This is a genomic window from Bradyrhizobium sp. LM2.9 (assembly GCF_054056555.1).
This window is the reverse complement of the sequence record NZ_JBSRYJ010000002.1, coordinates 482,755-498,928: the sequence shown is the minus strand read 5'-3', so window position 1 is coordinate 498,928 and position 16,174 is coordinate 482,755. Positions and strand designations below refer to the sequence as shown.

General features: G+C 62.9%; 18 protein-coding genes. 13 read left to right on the top strand and 5 right to left on the bottom strand.

Features of this window, described 5'->3' with window-relative positions; translation table 11 throughout:
- Positions 1-50: 50 nt before the first annotated feature.
- The 6 genes from ACVWW3_RS03910 to ACVWW3_RS03885 all read left to right on the top strand — a co-directional run bounded on the left by ACVWW3_RS03910 (position 51) and on the right by ACVWW3_RS03885 (position 6,252).
- Positions 51-1,295 carry an MFS transporter gene (locus tag ACVWW3_RS03910; RefSeq protein WP_456650872.1) on the top strand — a complete coding sequence of 415 codons (1,245 nt, stop codon included), beginning with the start codon at positions 51-53 and terminating at the stop codon, positions 1,293-1,295.
- A 90-nt stretch (positions 1,296-1,385) separates the two neighbouring features.
- Complete coding sequence (locus ACVWW3_RS03905) at positions 1,386-1,991, top strand: nucleotidyltransferase domain-containing protein (RefSeq protein WP_456650873.1); 606 nt, start codon at positions 1,386-1,388, stop codon at positions 1,989-1,991.
- Positions 1,988-2,416, top strand: coding sequence for a hypothetical protein (locus ACVWW3_RS03900; RefSeq protein WP_456650874.1), 429 nt, complete (start codon positions 1,988-1,990; stop codon positions 2,414-2,416). Before ACVWW3_RS03905 ends, ACVWW3_RS03900 begins: the two co-directional genes overlap by 4 nt.
- 37 nt (positions 2,417-2,453) lie before the next feature.
- Entirely contained in the window at positions 2,454-3,647 is a 1,194-nt protein-coding gene (locus tag ACVWW3_RS03895) for a M20/M25/M40 family metallo-hydrolase (RefSeq protein WP_456650875.1), read from the top strand.
- Positions 3,648-3,721: 74 nt separating this feature from the next.
- Entirely contained in the window at positions 3,722-4,810 is a 1,089-nt protein-coding gene (locus ACVWW3_RS03890; RefSeq protein ID WP_354105042.1) for a mandelate racemase/muconate lactonizing enzyme family protein, read from the top strand.
- Positions 4,811-5,082: 272 nt separating this feature from the next.
- Positions 5,083-6,252 (top strand): amidohydrolase, encoded by a 1,170-nt coding sequence (locus ACVWW3_RS03885; RefSeq protein ID WP_456650876.1) that lies wholly within the window; start codon positions 5,083-5,085, stop codon positions 6,250-6,252.
- Between the two features lie 6 nt (positions 6,253-6,258).
- Here the strand turns inward: ACVWW3_RS03885 and ACVWW3_RS03880 are convergent, their stop codons facing one another.
- Positions 6,259-6,474 (bottom strand): hypothetical protein, encoded by a 216-nt coding sequence (locus tag ACVWW3_RS03880; protein ID WP_354046086.1) that lies wholly within the window; start codon positions 6,472-6,474, stop codon positions 6,259-6,261.
- Between the two features lie 128 nt (positions 6,475-6,602).
- Between ACVWW3_RS03880 and ACVWW3_RS03875 the strand changes: the two genes are divergently transcribed.
- Positions 6,603-7,325 (top strand): DUF72 domain-containing protein, encoded by a 723-nt coding sequence (locus tag ACVWW3_RS03875; RefSeq protein WP_354046084.1) that lies wholly within the window; start codon positions 6,603-6,605, stop codon positions 7,323-7,325.
- A gap of 29 nt (positions 7,326-7,354) precedes the next feature.
- Here ACVWW3_RS03875 and ACVWW3_RS03870 read toward each other — a convergent pair whose 3' ends face one another.
- On the bottom strand, positions 7,355-7,534 hold the full coding sequence (locus ACVWW3_RS03870) for a hypothetical protein (protein WP_247348152.1): 180 nt from the start codon (positions 7,532-7,534) through the stop codon (positions 7,355-7,357).
- Positions 7,531-7,755, bottom strand: a complete 225-nt coding sequence (locus ACVWW3_RS03865) for a hypothetical protein (RefSeq protein ID WP_456652069.1) — start codon at positions 7,753-7,755, stop codon at positions 7,531-7,533. The genes ACVWW3_RS03870 and ACVWW3_RS03865 overlap by 4 nt, the downstream gene beginning before the upstream one ends.
- A gap of 347 nt (positions 7,756-8,102) precedes the next feature.
- Here ACVWW3_RS03865 and ACVWW3_RS03860 point away from each other — a divergent pair, with 347 nt between their 5' ends.
- The gene (locus ACVWW3_RS03860; RefSeq protein WP_247448305.1) at positions 8,103-8,558 is read left to right on the top strand and encodes an Hsp20 family protein; all 456 of its coding nucleotides are present in this window, start codon (positions 8,103-8,105) and stop codon (positions 8,556-8,558) included.
- A 110-nt stretch (positions 8,559-8,668) separates the two neighbouring features.
- Positions 8,669-9,037 carry a hypothetical protein gene (locus ACVWW3_RS03855; protein ID WP_456650877.1) on the top strand — a complete coding sequence of 123 codons (369 nt, stop codon included), beginning with the start codon at positions 8,669-8,671 and terminating at the stop codon, positions 9,035-9,037.
- Positions 9,038-9,157: 120 nt separating this feature from the next.
- On the opposite strand, the gene ACVWW3_RS03850 is transcribed toward ACVWW3_RS03855, so the two are convergent.
- Positions 9,158-10,345: a CaiB/BaiF CoA transferase family protein gene (locus tag ACVWW3_RS03850; protein ID WP_456650878.1), complete on the bottom strand. Its 1,188-nt coding sequence runs from the start codon at positions 10,343-10,345 to the stop codon at positions 9,158-9,160.
- Between the two features lie 241 nt (positions 10,346-10,586).
- On the opposite strand from ACVWW3_RS03850, the gene ACVWW3_RS03845 reads away from it, so the two are divergent.
- Positions 10,587-11,474: a hypothetical protein gene (locus ACVWW3_RS03845; protein WP_456650879.1), complete on the top strand. Its 888-nt coding sequence runs from the start codon at positions 10,587-10,589 to the stop codon at positions 11,472-11,474.
- Between the two features lie 123 nt (positions 11,475-11,597).
- On the opposite strand, the gene ACVWW3_RS03840 is transcribed toward ACVWW3_RS03845, so the two are convergent.
- The gene (locus tag ACVWW3_RS03840) at positions 11,598-12,572 is read right to left on the bottom strand and encodes a helix-turn-helix transcriptional regulator (protein WP_456650880.1); all 975 of its coding nucleotides are present in this window, start codon (positions 12,570-12,572) and stop codon (positions 11,598-11,600) included.
- A gap of 160 nt (positions 12,573-12,732) precedes the next feature.
- On the opposite strand from ACVWW3_RS03840, the gene ACVWW3_RS03835 reads away from it, so the two are divergent.
- From ACVWW3_RS03835 to ACVWW3_RS03825, 3 genes are all read left to right on the top strand, one after another.
- Positions 12,733-12,888, top strand: coding sequence for a hypothetical protein (locus ACVWW3_RS03835; protein WP_456650881.1), 156 nt, complete (start codon positions 12,733-12,735; stop codon positions 12,886-12,888).
- 310 nt (positions 12,889-13,198) lie between these two features.
- Entirely contained in the window at positions 13,199-15,475 is a 2,277-nt protein-coding gene (locus ACVWW3_RS03830) for a sensor histidine kinase (RefSeq protein WP_456650882.1), read from the top strand.
- Positions 15,472-16,083: a response regulator transcription factor gene (locus ACVWW3_RS03825; RefSeq protein ID WP_354105050.1), complete on the top strand. Its 612-nt coding sequence runs from the start codon at positions 15,472-15,474 to the stop codon at positions 16,081-16,083. The genes ACVWW3_RS03830 and ACVWW3_RS03825 overlap by 4 nt, the downstream gene beginning before the upstream one ends.
- Positions 16,084-16,174 lie beyond the last annotated feature (91 nt).

The following is a 16,174-nucleotide window of genomic DNA, read 5'->3' as shown; positions in this document are numbered from 1 at the left end:
CCCGCCAATCATGTAACCCCCACCCGAAACCTTCTCGGGACGCAATGCCCATGACCATCGCCGCCACCGACGACGCGGGAGCCACCCGCGCGCTGATCCTTGCATTGCTCGCGCTGGCCTGCGGGCACATGCTCTCGACCTTGCTGCGCACCATTCCGGCGGTCAGCCTCGACCTGATGGCAGCGGATTTCGGCATCGAACCACAGGCGCTGGCGAGCCTCACCTCGGTCTACCCGTTCGCGTTTGCGGCGGCGCAGATCCCGGTCGGCGCGGCGATGGACCGCTTTGGCGTCCGGCCGGTGTCGCTGAGCCTGCTCGCCGGAACCGTGGTCGGCGCCATCGCGTCGGGGTTCGCGACCGGACCCGAAAGCTTCGCGGTCGGACAAGTGCTGCTGGGCATCGCCACCTCGGGCATGCTGATGTGCCCGATGACGCTGGCCGCCAAGCATTTGTCGGCAGCGCGGTTCGGGCTGTGGTCGGGCGCGATCCTCTCGATCGGCAATATCGGCATGCTGTTGTCGTCGAGCCCGCTCGCCTTCGTGGTCGACACCTACGGCTGGCGCGCCGGGTTCTGGATCTCGGCAATCGGCGGCGTCGTGGTCGCGTTTGCCGTGTTCATGCTGGTGCCGAGCCAGCCGGCCGAGCACAAGGATGAATCCTCGCCGCTGTCGCAGATGATCGAGGTGCTCAGGCTCGGATTGTCGCGGCCCTTGCGCGGCCTGATCGCGCTGGCGCTGGTGTCGCTTGCGACCTCGCTGGTGCTGCGCGGCCTGTGGGGCGGGCCGTGGCTGATGCAGGTCAAGGGATTGTCGCGGGTCGAGGCCGGCAACCAGCTCGGCGCGTTCACGCTGGCGATGATTGCTGGCCCGCTTCTCATCGGCATGATCGACCGCAAGCTCAGTCGCCGCCGCGAGCTGGTGGCGGGAACGCACCTGGCCGGTGCCTTGCTGCTGACGCTGATGGCGTTAGGGGCGCCGCACTACGCAGTCTCCGTGCTGTGTGGTGTGCCCGTGATGCCGCCGCAATACGACCTCGTGCTGTTCGTGCTCATCGGGCTCGCCACCTCCGCGCAGCCGCTGCTGTTCGGCATGTCGCGTCAGCTGGTCGACGCCCAAGTTGCAGGCAAGGCGCTTGCGGCGATCAACCTCGCCTTCTTCCTCGGCGCGGCGCTGATGCAGTCGATCACCGGCGCGGTCGCGGCCTTCGCGGGGCTGCCGGCCGTGCTGCTGTTCATGGCTGCCATGCTCGGCATCGGCGCGCTGATCTTTTTGGCTTATACATCGTCGCGTTCGTAGAGGGACCGCCTCGTCGAGAAACCCTCCCCACGAGGTCAACCATCAGCAGCGTCGCTTGATATTCCCAATTTGGGTACTATAATCCCCAATATGGGTACGAATGCAGAAACTATAAACCTGTCAAATGCACTGTTCTCCAAGGTGCAGCAGCGCGTGCTTGGTCTCATTTTCGCGCATCCCGACCGCAGCTTCTACACGTCGGAGATCATCCGAACCGTTGCCTCCGGCACGGGGGCGGTCGAACGCGAGCTATCGCGCCTACGACGTAGCGGCCTCGTCTCGGTCGAGCACATCGGCAATCAAAAGCACTATCGCGCCAACCGGCATTCGCCGATTTTCGAAGAGCTGCAGGGCCTCGTCCTCAAGACCGTGGCGCTGAGCGAGTTCTTGAAGAAAGCCCTTGAACCCTTCGCGAGTAAGATAAAGACTGCTTTCATCTTTGGCTCGGTCGCCAAGGGAACGGACACCGCGCAAAGCGATATCGATGTCATGGTGATCGGAGACGACTTGGACTACTCGGACCTCTACACCGCCTTCCAACACGCCGAGGATCGCCTGCTGCGCAAGATCAGCCCGGCTTTTCTCACATCGGAAGAGTGGCGGCAGCGGTCTTCGCGGGCCGGCTCCTTCGCCAGGAAGCTGGCTCTTGGCCCGAAGACGTTCATTCTTGGCACTCAACGCGATTTGCGTGCATGAGCAAGACCGAGCTCGACAATCTCGTGAGAATCAAGCGGCTCAAGACCGAGCCGCCCACACGCAGCGAGTATCTTGGCATGGTTGCGGCCGCGGGCAGCCGGTTGAAAGATGCTCAGAATGAAGACCTGGATCCCGATAGCCGTTTTGACCTGGCCTATGGCGCAGCACACCGGCTTGCGCTGACGGCACTCCGGCGTGAGGGCTATCGTTCGGAAGACCGGATCACGGTATTTCAGACGCTGGTGCATACGATCGGAACGAGTGCGGCGGAGATACAGGTCTTCCTCAAGGCCCACAGCGAACGAAATCTTGCCGAATATCAGGGCCGGATGGAGATCGACGAAAAGCTTCTCGCCGACCTGGTTCGGTGTACGAAGACAATCGAAGCGGCGGTCGCCAAGCTTGATCCGCCAGCGAAGAACTAGCCCCCAGCATCGCTGGCGATGACGTAAGGAATGGTCCATGTCTGTCGACGCCAAAGCCGCCACCGACCGCCTCATGCGCTTCCTCGCCGTCGAAGGCGTCACCGGGCAGGAGGCGGCGATCGGGCGGGAGCTCACGGCCGCGCTGAAGGAGAGCGGCGTGCCGGCGAAGGCGATCCGGCTCGACGACGCCAATACGCGCATTCCCGTGCCGACCGAGACCGGCAACCTCATCGTCGACCTGCCCGGCCGCGGCGCGCTGCACAACCAGCCGCGCATCATGTTCATGACCCACATGGACACCGTGCCGCTGTGCGCCGGCGCTAAGCCGAAGCTCGCGAAGCGCAAGATCGTCAATGAGGCCAAGACCGCGCTCGGCGGCGACAACCGCTGCGGCTGCGGCGTGCTGGTGACGCTGGCTGCCGAGCTCGAAAAGCAGCAGCTCGATCATCCGCCGATCACGCTTCTGTTCTGCGTGCGCGAGGAGAGCGGGCTCTATGGCGCGCGCCACGTCAAGCTCGACGAGCTCGGCTCGCCGGTGATGGCGTTCAACTATGACGGCGGCTCGGCCTCCAACGTCGTCATCGGCGCCGTGGGTGCCGATCGCTGGACCGTGGAGATCTTCGGCCGCGCCTCGCACGCCGGCGTCGCGCCGGAGCGCGGCATCTCCTCGACCATGATCCTCGCGCTGGCGCTGGCTGATGTGAAGGCCGGCGGCTGGTTCGGCAAGGTGGTCAAGCGCAAGCAGCAAGGCACCAGCAATGTCGGCCCCGTCACCGGCGGCGAGGGGCGGCCTGCGGGCGATGCCACCAACGTCGTCACCGACTACGTGCACGTGCGCGGCGAAAGCCGCAGCCATGACGGAAAGTTCTTCAAGGAGATCACCAAGGCCTACAAGGCCGCGTTCGAGAAGGCGGCCAAGCGCGTCACCAACGCGCAAGGAAAAGCCGGCAAGGTCAAGTTCAAGGCCGAAACCGACTATTATCCGTTCCGCATGAAGGAGAACCTGCCGGTGGTGGAACGCGCGATCGAGGCGGTGTCTGCGGTGGGCGGAACTCCGAACGTGCGCGCCGCCAATGGCGGCCTGGACGCCAACTGGATGGTCCGCCACGGCGTTCCGACGGTGACCTTTGGCGCCGGGCAGAACGAGGCGCACACGATCGACGAATGGATCAATCTCGACGAATACGACCGCGCCTGCGCGCTGGCGTTGCAGCTCGCAACGATGCGGTGAGCTGCCTTGCACGGCGCGCGCTTGCCGGGCCGTGCATGCCAGCCTAGCCTGCAAAGAAAACGCAGGGACAAATCATGCCGCGCATTTCGACCATCGAGACCGGGTTCTACCGGATCCCCCTTCCCGTCACGCTCTCCGACTCGACCCATGGCGAGATCGCGGCGTTCGAGCTGATCACCTGCCGCATCCGCGATGCCGATGGCGCCGAGGGCGTCGGCTACACCTACACAGTCGGGCGCAATGGCGGCGCGGTCGCCGACATTCTCAAGCGCGAGATCCCGCCACTCGTCGAGGGGCGCGAGGCCGATGATACCGAAGCGATCTGGCATCAGGTCTGGTGGGGCCTGCATTATGGCGGGCGCGGCGGGCCGGCGGTGCTGGCACTCTCCGCGCTCGACATCGCGCTGTGGGACTTGAAGGCGCGGCGCGCGAAATTGCCGCTGTTCCGCCTGCTTGGCGGTTTTGATGCGCGTGTGCCGTGTTACGCAGGGGGCATCGACCTCGATCTCTCCGTCGAGGCGCTGCTGAAGCAGACCGACGGCAATCTCGCCAAGGGCTTTCGCGCCATCAAGATGAAGGTCGGCCGGCCTGATCTCAAAACCGACGTCGCGAAGGTCTCCGCGATGCGACAGCATCTCGGCGACGGCTTTCCGCTGATGGCGGACGCCAACATGAAATGGACGGTCGAGGAAGCGATCCGCGCCGCCCGTGCGTTTGTTCCCCATGACCTCACCTGGCTCGAGGAGCCGATCATCCCCGACGATGTCGCGGGACATGCGCGGATCATGCAGGCCGGCGGCGTGCCGATCGCGGCCGGCGAGAATTTGCGCTCGCTGTGGGAGTTCAAGAACTACATCGTCGCAGGCGCGGTGTCCTATCCCGAGCCTGACGTCACCAATTGCGGCGGCGTGAGTGCGTTTATGAAGATCGCGCGGCTGGCGGAAGCGTTCAACCTGCCCGTCACCAGCCACGGCGCGCACGACATCACCGTGCACCTGCTCGCGGCCTGCCCGAACCGATCGTATCTAGAGGCGCACGGCTTTGGGCTCGACAAATATATCGAGCATCCGCTGGTGCTTCAGGATGGGCTTGCGCTCGCGCCGGACCGTATGGGCCACGGCATCAGCTTCGACTGGAGCGGGCTGGCGAAGCTGTTGGCGTAGCGCGGATCCGCGGCCGCCGGTGCGCCCCCTCTCCCGCTTGCGGGAGAGGGTTGGGGAGAGGGTGTGTCTCCGCAGAGAGATCCCCAATGACGATCGAGCCCCCTCCCGGCCTCTCCCGCAAGCGGAAGAGGTGAAGTGGAGCGCGCAGCGCGGTCGGTCTGCCCCAGCAATCACCAACGTGTTGCTGCACGCGAGGCATTCCAAGGTGCTGGATGCAGGGCGCGGATAATCCGCTATGGTGGCAAGCCGCCACCTTGCGAGAGATGCCTGTCTTGACACCCGAACTGCACCAGAAACTGACCGCGTGGCGCCAGCATTTGCATGCGCATCCCGAACTGTCCCTCCAGGAGAAGGCCACCGCCGCCTTTGTGCAGGACAAGCTCACCGAGCTCGGCATTCCCTTCGTGTCAGGCATCGGCGGCCACGGCATCGTCGCGACCTTGACGCGTGGCCACACGCAGAGCCGCGTCGGCCTGCGCGCCGACATGGATGCGCTGCCGATCACCGAAGACACGGGCCTGCCCTACGGCTCGAAAAATCCCGGCGTGATGCATGCCTGCGGCCATGACGGGCATACCGCTTCGCTGCTCGGCGCCGCCGCGCTGCTCGCCGCCGACACCAGCTGGAGCGGCACGGTCGACTTCATCTTCCAGCCGGCGGAAGAAGGTTTTGGCGGCTCGCGCGCGATGGTCGCGGCCGGGCTGTTCGACCGCTTTCCGATGGAACGGGTGTTCGGCTTTCACAACTGGCCGGGCCTTGCCGCCGGCACCATCGCGGTCCATGACGGCGTCGTCATGGCCTCCGGCGGCCGCGTCAGCATCACGATCGACGGCCATGCCGGACATGCCGGCATGCCGCATCTGACACGGGACCCGGTGATGGCGGCGGGCCATTTGATCGTGGCGCTGCAATCGATCGTATCGCGCAGCGTCGATCCGCTCGACACCGCCGTGCTCTCGCTGTGCACGATCGAAGGCGGCACCGCGCGCAATCAGATCGCGGGGCGCGTCATGATCGGCGGAACGCTGCGCTATCATCGCGACGCGGTGAAAGACACCATCGTGGCGCGGATCGAAGCGATCTGCGCCGGCATCGCGACGAGTTTTGGCGTCAAGGTGACGCCCGAGATCGTCATGGGTGTCGGCGTCGTGATCAACACGCCGACGGAGGCGGGCCTCGCGCGCCTCGCCGCGGAGAAGGTGCAGGCCGAGCTGCGGCGCGATCTCGCACCCAGCATGGCCGGCGAGGATTTCGCCTTCTACCTCCGGCATCGGCCCGGCGCCTTCGTCTGGATCGGCAACGGGGCTTTACGCGACGGCGCCGAGCTGCACGGCCCGCGCTATGATTTCAACGACGCGATCCTGCCGGTGGCATCGAGCTGGATGGCGGAAGTCGCCAAGTCGGCGCTGGCCTCGGACAAGTCGGCGCTGGCGTCAAACTAGGCCCGCTCAAGAGATATCGCGCGGCAGCTTCCAGCCCGGCTTCGGCTCGAACGTCTCCTCGATGCGCGCGACGTGATAACCGGCAGGCAGAAGCCTGCCGCCCTCCTCGTCCGCGACGGGAACGTCGGTCACCAGCCCTTCGATCAATGCGGCTTCCCACACCTCCTTCTCGGAGGGGAATGGGTCGCCGATCTGCTTGCTACCTTCGAACAGTGCGTACATCGGTTCCGGTCCTGCGTTGGTCAAGCTCACGAGCAACGTATCGGCCGCACGGGCGTTCCCTTTCGGCCGGCGCGGCTCCGGCCAATCGAGCGTGCCGCGTCCGAGGTTGGCAAACGGATGGCAGGGAAATGGCGCGCGTTCTGATCGGAACTTCCGGCTGGCATTACGCCTCCTGGCGTGGGCCGTTCTTTCCGGAGGGCGTGACGTTGAAGGAGCAGCTACGCTATTACGCCGGACAGTTCGACACCACCGAGCTGAACGGGGTGTTCTACCGCACCCCGACGCCGGAAGCCGTCGAGGCTTGGCGGGCGCAGACCGGGCGCGATTTCGTGTTCGCCTGGAAGGCGTCGAAATTCATCACCCACTGGAAGCGCCTGTCGGGCCGCTCCGTCAACAGCCTCGAGCTGCTGGAGGATCGTATCTCGCGGCTCGGCGGCAAGGCCGGCCCGATCCTGTTCCAGCTCCCGCCGCAATTCGAGGTCGACGCGGACCGCCTCGCCGCCTTCTTCAAGCTGTTGTCGAGAAAGCGGCGGTACAGCTTCGAATTCCGTCATCCGAGCTGGTATCAGCCGCGCATTCTCAGGATGCTGGCCGACGAGAACATCTCGCTATGTTTGTCCGACCATCACGACGCGCCGGCACCATGGAAGCGCACGGCGGATTTCGTCTATGTGCGCGGACACGGACCAAGCGGGCGCTATCACGGGCACTATACGAAAACCACGCTGGCGCAATGGGCGCGGCGCATCAAGTCCTGGAAGCGGCAGGGCTGCGACGTCTTTGTCTACTTCGACAACGACCAGAAGAGCGCGGCGCCGGCCGATGCACAGGCACTGAAGCAATTGCTGTAACCCACGGACAAGGCTCGGCGAAGCCGCGGTCATGCCGCCGATCGATCCGGCAACCCGCCCTGCAGCTCGTCGAGCAGGCGCTGCTCGCGCTGGATTCTGCTACGGTAGAACTCGCGTTCGCTCTCGGTTCTGGCGCCGGCCAGCAGCAGCCGATAGTGCCGGATCACCTTCTCGCTGCCGCGGATGAGGAGGTCGCGGACGTCGCTCATCGTTCCGCTCCCCGCGCGGCGGAAGCCGGCGGCTGGTTCGGAAGGGTCAATGCAATGGGGAATACATCGGCGGCAAGGGCCTCGAGCGCGGTCTGCTCCTCGACGAGGCGTCGTTCGACAAACCGGCGTTCGATGTCCGACAGCTTGGTCTTCAGCAAGCGCCGGTAGCGGGAGAGATTGTTTCGGTGCGCACGGAGGCGGGCCAGATCTTGATCGAGCATCGTCGTCACTCCAGACGGTCGTTCACGGTCCTTATCGATTTAGCGGTGTCGGAAGAGCAATCTTCCTGGTGAAAAAATATTCAGGCTGCTTTCCTTGTCAAGGCGATTCCTCGCCGCTTGCCGGCGCTTTTGGAGGGATCGGCCGGCCGCCGGCGATGTGAGTCGAAAAAAAATTTTGCTCACCTCTTGCAACGTCCTTGCGCCGCTCTATTTCGTTTTTCGCCGCGAGAGCGGTGTGCCGGATGCCCGATCGGGTCCGGCGCGGGCGCCGGTCGGGGTGTTCGGACCTGGTCCGATTCCCTGTCTTGCGCTCCTTCGTATCCATCTTGCTCTTTGGAGGACTTGGTATGAGGACCACCTTTGACTTCGCGCCCCTGTGGCGCTCCACCATTGGCTTCGACCACTTGGCCGACCTCGTCGACAGCACGCTGCGCCAGGCGAGCGAGGACAACTATCCCCCCTACAATATTGAGCGGTCCGGCGAAGACCACTACCGCATCACGCTGGCGGTGGCGGGCTTCAGCGTCAACGACATCACGGTGACCGCCGAACAGAACGCCCTTACCATCGAGGGCAGGAAGCCCGACAGCGCTGCACGCGAATACCTCTACCAGGGTATCGCGGCACGCCCGTTCCGCCGCGTGTTCAATCTCGCCGACTACGTCCAGGTCAAGCAGGCTGCCTTTGAGGACGGCCTGTTGATCATCGACCTGGTGCGCGAGATTCCGGACGCGATGAAGCCACGCCGGATCCAGATCGCGGGCGCTTCGTCACCGCAGATCGAGCAGAGGAAGGCGGCTTAGCCTCGTCCCGCTCGTTCGGCACTGCCGCGACCAGCATGGCGGATGGCGACCGGGTCGCCGTCCGCCGATCGAGAACCATCCCTTCGGAAGGAGTGTAGAGGGAGACAACCATGACCAATGCCAATGCGACCACCGACGGTCTCAACCCGCTGTTTCACCCCGCCGCACATTATGCATCTCCGAGCGCCGTCCTCGACGACCGCGGCCTCTCGACCCCGGAGAAGCGGATCATCCTGTCGTCGTGGGCGTCCGACATGTACGCGGTCGAATCCCATCCCGCGTTGCGCGAGATTCCCGGCCTGGACCAGACCATCCGGCTCGCGGACATCCTCGCCGCGCTGCGCAGGCTGGATGACGACGACGACCCGCCGCCCCCCGGCGGCGCCTCGATGCGGCTGCGGCGTCCCGCATCTGATGCGGAAGCCGACGGTGACGGCCGACCACCTGATGGTCGCGCTGCCATCGATCTCTGCGCGTAGCGCCTCCGGCGTCCGCCGACGTTTCCTCCAAACAACCCGTTGACCACACCGCAGCCAAGCTCCCGGCAATCGCACAGGGCCGATGAGCGATTGCCGGATGTGCTCGGCCAGCCTCCCTCGCTAGACGATGCCGCCTTGCCGGAGTGCCGCGATCGCGGCCTTGTCGTAGCCGAGCTCGGTCAGGATAAGATCGGTATGCTCGCCGAGCGTCGGCGCGCGCGTTGCGATTTCACCGGGCGTTTCCGACAGGCGGACGGCGGCGCGTGTCACCGGTGCGGGCTTCGGCAGACCGGGATAATCGACGTCCTGCATAAAGCCGGCGGCGCGGATGTGCGGATGATCCAGCGCCTGTTGCGGGCTCAGCACTGGGCCGGTCGGAATCATCGCCTTGCCCAGGGTGTCGACGGCCTCCCGCGTGGTGCGCTCGGCGCACCAGCGCGCCATCCGCTCGCTGATGACGGGGCCGTTGTTGCCGCGGCTGATGTCGTCGGCAAAGCGCGGATCGTTCAGCCACAACTCCTCCTCGCCCATCAGCCTGGCCCAGCGTTTGAACAGCGGATGCCCCGTGACCTGGCACAACACCCAGCCGTCGCTGGTGCGATAGATGTCGGCTGGCGCTGCGGTCTGGCCGAGATTGCCTGTCGGCACGCGATTGACGTTGATAACGGCCTGCTCGATCAGCGTGGCATTGGTGAAGGACAAAGCGGTTGCAAGCAGCGCGCCCTCGACGATCTGCCCGCGCCCGGATTTGCCACGCTCGATCAGCGCAGCGAGCGTCCCGAACGCGCAATGCAGCGCCGTTCCGAAATCGACCCAGTTGACCGCGGCCCGGTAAGGCGGATCACCGGCGCCCGTCATGTACACCGAACCCGACATGACTTGCCCGACACCGTCGAAGCCGACGCGGTCGGACCAGGGCCCCGGCCCGCCGAACGCGGTTGCCGTCGTCAGGATGATGTCCGGCTTGATCGCCTTGAGCGAGCCGTAGTCGAGCTTCATCGCGCGCAGGGTCTGCGGCGGCAGATTGGCGACGACCACGTCCGCGGTCGCCACCAGGCGGCGCATCACCTCCTGCCCTTCCGGCTTCATCGGATCGAGCGTGAGGCACTTCTTGTTGCGATTGACCTGAAGAAACAGCGCGCCTTCGCCACCCTCTCCCACCGGCGCCACGAAGCGATCCTCGCTGCCGTCGCGCTTCTCCACGCGAATGACCTCGGCGCCGAATTCGGCCAGCAAGGTCGCGCAATAAGGCCCTGCGATATAGCGTCCGAAATCGAGAACGCGTACGCCCGCCAAAACTCCCCGCATTCGTTCCTTCCCGGTGTTCTTGCCTCAGGTTTTGGTCAGATTACAGGGACTGGCCGCCACGGCAAGGTCGCAACGGACGTCATGCCCAGCCCTCAAGATGTCATCGGTTCGCCGTTTCGGCTGGCGGAAATTGTGCGCTCTAGATTCTCATTTTGACGCGTTTTCTTTGCGCGAACCGGTGTCCACTTCGCTTGAAAACGCTTTAGTATGACCCGTCCGTCCCCCAGCGAGAGCCCCATCCATGCCGCAACAATTCGATCGATCCGCAGAAGATCTCGGCAACGCGATCCATCTCGAGCACGTCAACATCCAGGTCCCGGATCAAGGGCTCGCCAACCTGTTCTACGTCACGGGCCTCGGGCTCACCCGCGATCCCTACCTGATGGTGTCCGACACCAACATGTGGATCAACGCCGGGCGGAGCCAATTCCACTTGCCGAGCGGGAGGCCGCAGGTGCTGCGCGGTCATGTCGGACTGGTGATCGCGGGCCGCGAGGCGCTGCTGGCGCGATTGGCGTCGGTCGCCAAAAAGCTCGAGGGCACGGCGTTCGCCTTCGCCGAGCGCAACGACCATGTCGAAGCGATTTGTCCGTGGGGCAACCGCCTGCGCTGTTACGAGCCCGACGCCGCGCGCTTCGGCCGCATCGCGCTCGGCATTCCCTATGTCGAGTTCGACGTGCCGGTGGGTTCGGCAGCGCGTATCTGCGCCTTCTACCCTGAAATCATGGGCATGCCTTCCGCCTTGTGGAACGGCGACGGCACGGTCGCCGCCGTGAAGACGGGCCGCGACCAGCATCTGTTGTTCCGCGAGACCGATCGGCCGCAAGGCGACTACGACGGCCACCATGTGCAGATGTACATCACCGACTTCTCCGGCCCTTACCGCAGGCTGTTGGCGCGCAATTTGATCTCGCGCGAGGACAATCAATATCAGTACCGGTTCTGCGACATCGTCGATCTCGACGGCGGCAAGCCCCTGTTCACGGTCGAGCACGAGGTGCGCAGCGCCACTCACCCGATGTTCATGCGGCCGATGGTCAATCGCAATCCGGCGCTGAACAATCGCAATTACGCATCCGGTCACGATCAATCGCTCTGGGCGATGGGGCCGGACCAATACGAGGGATAGGCGGGCGCTGGTTGGGGTGGAAGCGGCTGAAGGGTCCGTTCAGGGCCAGACCGGAAGTGGACCGACGGCGTAGCTAGAGCGCTAAGTCTGGTGGATTTGGCCGGCTTCAACTCGGCGCTCGCGCTACATCAGGCCATCCGCAGGTCGGTCGTGCGGCGGTCGGAACAATGTAGCCGAAGGCGTTTCCCCAAACATCGCGCGGTAACTCCCTGAGAAGCGCCCCAGCTCCCAGAACCCGTGCTCCATGGCAATTCTCGTCACGGTTGTGGTGGAAGAATCGGCTTGCGAGAGCGCCCGGCGAACAAGGTGCATTCTCCTCAGCGCAAGATAGCGGATAGGACCCATGCCGAGATGTGTTTCGCAGGCGGCGCGAAGGCTGCGTTCCGCCGCTCCGATCGCTCCGCATATGTCTTCCAAATAAAGCGGCACGTTCGGGTTAGCTTCAAGATATTCATGGAATTTTGCGATTATCCGAGCCTGCCGCAGGCCGCAGTTAATGGATCGACTAGATGCGCGCTCCGTCAGACACCTGACCAGTAGATGGATGAACTGGTTCTCCAAGGAGCGCGCTGCCTCGTTCACGACAAGAATCTCAGGCGCGTTTGCTGCGATTTGGCCCACTACCTCATGCAGGTTCAACAGCCGCGACATCATAGCAGCATCCGGCCGAATAAGCTGCTTCTGCGCTGAGTTCGAAAAAAACTCGCAACCGGCTATGGCTTGGCAAGCGGCATCGAGTTGGGCGATCGCGAGAGATATCGATCCCAGACGAAACTCGGCCTCGGTCTGCTGGTGTATCTCGTCGCCGTCATTGGCGATGATGTCTCCAGACAAAACGTCCATTCCGCAGTGCCGCATACTAGCTGGCGACGATGACGTCAGGAACGTAAATACGCTGCGTCCGGGCTTGATAACGCCGGTGTTGAGCGTGGGTAGATTATGGAAGAAGCGTTGCAGCAATAGCTCACCCAAGCGGACCTTGGTCAATTCCGCCTTGAACGAACAGCCTGACGTCGGTAGCACCTCAAGATCCGCAGTGGTGATCGCCGCCTGGTAGCAAAGTGGGTCTTCAAAGCTGAGCGTCGCACTCCGATCCATCTTCTCCTCCGCAGTTTTCGGCACACGTGTTGTGTGTTTCCATCGGACGGTTGGCGGTTGGGGCTCGGCGGCGGGCTCCGAATTAAGTGAATCCGGCCGGGGGCGACGAATAGATTTGCCAGCCCCTGTCGCTTAAGGTCCGAAGGTTCGAGGATGATCGATGGGCACCGAGCCAGAGCAGCCGATCAACATGACAGCGGACGAGTGCGACGAACTCGCCGACGCACTGACCGAAGCGGCTGTCGCTCTGCCGGCCGGACAAAAACGACTTGAGATAACACACTTGGCGCATTGCTATCGCAGGCTCGCAGGATGAAGCGTTTGGTCGCGCGGAACGTGAATTGATGGGGCTGAGAGTGGGGTTCTGATCTTCGCCCCCGCTCCAGAACGGCTCTGCAGCCGCGCCGCAGCGAAGGTATCCAGCTGAGGAAGGTATTCGGCGAAACCGCCCCGCTAAATTGGACCAAGGTCCCACGTGGCCGTGCGGCGGAGGACGTGGGCGCGCATGAAAACCGATCTGTGGTCCGATGCGGCTTAGTCCCACCACCGCCCAAAGCCGAGTTCACCACTCGACAGCTCCCGAATGAATGCTCTATTCTCGTCCGGGTTTCGAATGGACGAGCTTCGTGAAAGCCTGCGATCGTGTTGGTTGGCCGGCTGCTAGGTACGCGCGTCTTTTGCGTGGTGCATTTCTGCTGATTCTTTTCACGCCTTGGGTTTTCATCGCTCAATCTCACGCTGAAGATGCGTCGCGACGGGTTTTAGTTCTCCACGCATACAATTATACGTTCCCGGCTACCGCACTGGTTTCGGATGCGGTTCGAAAGCGCTGGCTGGAACGATCTCCCGAGGGGCTTGAAATCGACGCCGAATATCTGGATTTGGCCCGACGTCCGGATGAGGCGCACGCCTCACGAATGGCCAATTTCCTTCGCGAGAAATACGCCGGCGTCCAATTCGACCTTCTGTTCGTAATCGGCGTCTCGGCGATACCTTTTATCCTCAAGTATCGTGACGTAATCGGCCCGGGTGTTCCCGTCGTATTTTCCGATGTCACCCGGTCGACCTACGAAGCGCTGCAGTTGCCGCCGGACATCACCGGCGTGATCAATAACTCCTACCCTGAAAAGACACTCGAGCTTGCAGAACGGCTTCAGCCCAACGCACGCCGCTTGGTTGTGATTAGCGGGACCGATGTCGTCGATCTCCGCTGGCGTGAAATCGCACGCACTGCGATTGAAAGCCAGAATGCCGGGCTTGAGGTGGTCTACTGGTCTAACCTCACTCATGCGGAATTGCTGCGCGACGTTTCACGGCTGCCAAGTGACAGCATTGTCATGATGCTTACCTTTTTTGCAGATCGCGAAGGCAAACGCTTCATCCCAAGAGACGTGGCTGCGGCGGTGGCGAAAGCTTCCGCCGCCCCAGTCTATGGGATCTTCGATACTTATATCGGCGCCGGCATCGTTGGAGGATACACAGACACATTTGAGTCTCTGGGCATAACTGCCGCTGACATGGCCCTTGAGATACTTTCAGGTACCGAGGTCACGAAGGTTCCTCCCAAATCCAATCCGAAGCCCGCATTCCGGACTGATGCGCGGGCTATGACGCAGTGGGGCCTCAAAGAAAGTGACCTTCCGCTTGGCAGCGTTGTACTCTTCAAGCAGCCGACGCTCTGGAGTGAGCATCGCTACCTCGTACTGAGCACGATCTTGATTGTCGGACTGCAGGCATCCTTCGTCACCGCATTGCTGTTCCAGCGGCGCCGGCGCTATCAAGCGGAGATATCGCTCAAGGAAAGCGAGGAGCGAATGAGCTTCACCGCGGCTTCGGTAAATGTCGGTCTATGGCAGTTTGACCGAACAACGAACGGAATGTGGGCCACGGAGCATTGCCGAGCAATGTTTGGGCTCGCGGGTGACCGGCCGCTTACCCGCGATACGTTTTTGGAAATCATACACCCTGACGACCGCGATGTCGCACTCGCCGCGATCCGGCAAATCAGGAATGCCGGCGAACCTGCCGTAACGCAAGTTCGGATACTAATGGAAGGTCAGGTGCGCTGGATCAGCATCCGGACGCGTGTGCGCCCCGACGATCACGGAGCTCCGAACCGATTTAGCGGAATCTTCGTTGATGTCACCGAACAGAAGGCCGTCGAGTCCGAAGCGGAGTTGCAGCGACAGGAAGTTACGCATTTGATGAGGGTTTCCGTTCTCGGTGAGCTCTCCGGTGCGATCGCCCACGAAGTCAACCAGCCACTCACTGCGATCTTGTCGAACGCGCAGGCTGCGCTCTATCTGCTGGCTGACAATCCCCCCAACATCGCGGAGGTTCGAGACGCGCTGCAGGATATTGTGCAAGATGTTAACCGGGCTGGCGAAGTCATTCATCGCCTGCGCAGCCTGCTGAAAAAAGGCGAGACCGTGCTGGAGTCTGTCAGTATGAACGCACTGATCGATCAGACGGTCGCGTTGCTTCGGAGCGAAATGATCGACCGCCGCATCATGGTCAACACGGATCTTGCGGCAGCTTTGCCGCAGCTCTTCGGCGATGCCGTCCAATTGCAACAGGTTCTGCTAAACCTCCTCGTGAACGCGATGGACGCGATGGCTTCGACCGCGGGGACGCGGACGATCACGATCTCCAGCCGAGCAACGCAGGGATGCATTGAGGTTTTTGTCAGAGATCGAGGACCAGGGATCGAGGTTGCCCAGGCAGACCGATTGTTCGAACCGTTCTTCACGACCAAGACCCATGGCCTTGGACTTGGACTGACGATCTGCTCCACCATCATTGAAGCGCATGGAGGCAAGATTGCCGTGGCTAACGACCGTACTGGTGGCGTCGTCGCGACTATATTGTTGCCGACGCAAGAAGTCCTTGCGGAGGCCCAATGAAAGATCCGACGTTCACAATTTTCGTTGTTGATGATGACACGAGGGTGCTGAATGCGTTGTCGCGGCTGTTACGGGCGCGAAACTTCGACGTCAAGGCATTCACGTCTGCGCCGATGTTTCTAGCCGAACACGATGGATCGGTGCCTGGTTGTGCCATACTCGATGTGTCGATGCCGGGGTTGAATGGGCTAGAGTTGCAGCAGACCTTGACTGCAGCAGGTTCGCAAAGGCCAATCATCTTCCTGACCGGAAAGGGCGACATCCCGACCAGCGTCCGCGCCATGCGTGCCGGTGCGATCGACTTCCTGACCAAGCCTGTCAAGGAAACAGAACTGTTGGCCGCGATTGCACGAGCCGGGAAAGAGGATGCGGCGACCCGCGTCGCTATTGCTGAGATCGGCGAGATCAAGGTACGGCTCGCGATGCTGACACCGCGGGAGCGCGAAGTTCTGACCCAGGTGGTCGCCGGCCGCCTCAACAAGCAGATCGCGGGGAACCTGGGTACTGCGGAGAAGACGATCAAGGTGCACCGCGGGCGGGTGATGATGAAACTCGGGGTGCGCTCGGTAGCGGACCTCGTAAGGTTGACGGAAAAAGCGCGGATCTAGTGCCGAGTGGAATTCCAGGCAATGTTGGTCCAAGGGCCAACTCGACAGGTCACAACCCTGACGCCGATAGTGTCACCATGGGAGACAACTC